The following is a 2,216-nucleotide window of genomic DNA, read 5'->3' as shown; positions in this document are numbered from 1 at the left end:
GATAAATAGGTAAGTAAATATTTCGGGTCAAACTAAACAATCTCCTTTCTTAAAGAAACAGCGCTACAAGAACTTGTAACGCTGTTGAGAGTTCCTAAGGAATCAATTCACTACATTATGTGTTGTCTCCAGGTGCTTCCGGCGTACTCGGGGTATCTGGTTCACCCGCTTCTGGGCCATCTGCATCAGGAATCGTTGTTAATGTCCAGTTCAATGTCGACTTATAGGTTGTCGCATCTTTGGTCGTTGATCCTGGGATGGATAAACGAATCGCGTTGTTTTCTACCACGTCGATGTCGTCATTCGCAAATTGGGCATCCAAGTCGGCTTGATTGCCCCAAATAACAGAAGAAGCCCCCGCCCCTTTGCCTGTGCCAGCGGTCATCACAGGACGTGCCGCACCATTAGGCAATAATTTTAATCCCGATGCGTGCGCCGTTGGCGCATTGGCTGCCGTGTTTCCTTCATACTGGATCCGCGGGCTCACAAACTCGATCTCAGCCCCTGTCAGCACGCTATTTTGTGTGGTGGAAGTGAAGTCTGATAAGCTGACTTGTAGATCCCACCCAACATTTGTTCCACGCAAGTCTTGTACTTGTGCAAAAGAAACATAGGGAACTTTGTTATTGTCTCCTTGGGTTCCTGCAAGTTGTTGCATCTCGGCAACCATATTATAGGTTTGATCCTGGTTTGAGATCACTTGTGACCCAAAGTTCATCGTTGCAGCTTTCACAATCGATAAGGGACCAGTCGTTCCAGGTACTTCTGGGTCGATATCTACATCTGGACCTGGTAATGGGGGGATGACTTCTAACTCACCATCTTCATCTGTCGGTGCAGTGAATTTGATTTCTCCATCGGTTCGTACCGTTCTTACTTCTTGTCCTTTTACTACGTCTTCTTCCGCAAAGGCAGAAGTTGCGCCTCCGGCTAAAATAGTTGTAGATAATGCGGCAATCGTTGCTAGTCGAATAAATTTCATGTTGGTGTTCCTGCTTTCTTCATCATTTTTTGTGTTGAGCGTGTGTCTGTTTCCACTGAATGAAAACGAAACTAAGAAGAATGATTCCTAGCCAAATGAGCCATGGTTGGGCTGCATCGTTTGTTTGTGGCAAGGAACCACCTGGTTTGGCGTGATCCAGCACCGGCGGTTGTGTCTCTGGATGTGGTGGTGTGGGATCTGGACTCCCGATCGGCACATACGTGCCGGTAAACCCAATGCTTCCTGTGGTATCTACCGCATTGATCTCTGAGCCTGAAGCCGTCCTGGTAAGACCAAACGGTAGTACGATCAGCCAGAGTACGAAGATCTGCCAAGCCACTTTTTTTATCGTCATGTCCCTCCTCCTTACATTTTTCCCAAAATTCTTCGTTAATGAGAAGACGACAAAAAGAACCCTCCAAAAAATTTGGACGGCTTATAAATGTTGTTAGATTAGGATTTAGAAAACTGAACTACATACTGTATTTCCCCTTCTAAAAAACGAAGGTTTTTGGTAGAAATGAGATTGTCGTTCTGACAGGTATTACTCTAACATCGTTCAATCTATGTACAAAATCAGCATTTTCACTATTATGTGAAAGATGTTGGCGAATCCTTCTATACTGGGATTCCTGCATCTCTATTTCTAAGTTTCAATAAATTTTTTAGACAACCATTACCTACCAATTGTCCGTTTCTATGTTCAGTATACTTAGGAGTACTAAAGGCTCAAGAGTACCACAGCAGCTAAGATTCTTACTCATTAAAAAAGGTCAGAAACTTTTAAGTTTCTGACCCCATACAATATTTGTCCTAATACTCATAAATCTAAATTTTAATTGAACAATGATTTAGTTACGAGTTTATGAACAAAAAAAAAGCAATACTTATTACACATCTAGATGTGTATAAGAGACAGTCCTAATACTCATAAATCTAAATTTTAATTGAACAATGATTTAGTTACGAGTTTATGTACACAAGAATAGAGCAATAAATTTCAATTATGGCATCTAAAAAGAGTGTCCAGAAAATCGTCATTTTCTGAACACTCTCTTTCACATATTAAACTTAATAATACCTTATTACTAAAACTTAAATAACGAATAACCTAATTATGGTCATTAAAAACACCAAATATTGAACAATGATTTAGTTACGAGTTTATGAACAAAAAAAAAGCAATACTTATTAAGTATGGTATCTAAAAAGAGCGTCCAGAAAATCGTCATTT

General features: G+C 40.5%; 2 protein-coding genes. Both read right to left on the bottom strand.

Going from position 1 to position 2,216, the window contains the following annotated elements; genetic code table 11:
- Window positions 1–115: 115 nt before the first annotated feature.
- Entirely contained in the window at window positions 116–982 is an 867-nt protein-coding gene (locus tag A5882_RS19575) for a WxL domain-containing protein (RefSeq protein ID WP_086373603.1), read from the bottom strand.
- A gap of 22 nt (window positions 983–1,004) precedes the next feature.
- Window positions 1,005–1,337 (bottom strand): LPXTG cell wall anchor domain-containing protein, encoded by a 333-nt coding sequence (locus tag A5882_RS19570; RefSeq protein ID WP_086373602.1) that lies wholly within the window; start codon window positions 1,335–1,337, stop codon window positions 1,005–1,007.
- Window positions 1,338–2,216 lie beyond the last annotated feature (879 nt).

The organism is Enterococcus sp. 4E1_DIV0656 (genome assembly GCF_002140695.1).
Classification (GTDB): Bacteria; Bacillota; Bacilli; order Lactobacillales; family Enterococcaceae; genus Enterococcus_D; species Enterococcus_D entomosocium.
The sequence above is the reverse complement of the archived record's forward strand: the minus strand, read 5'-3'. Positions and strand labels throughout refer to the sequence as shown.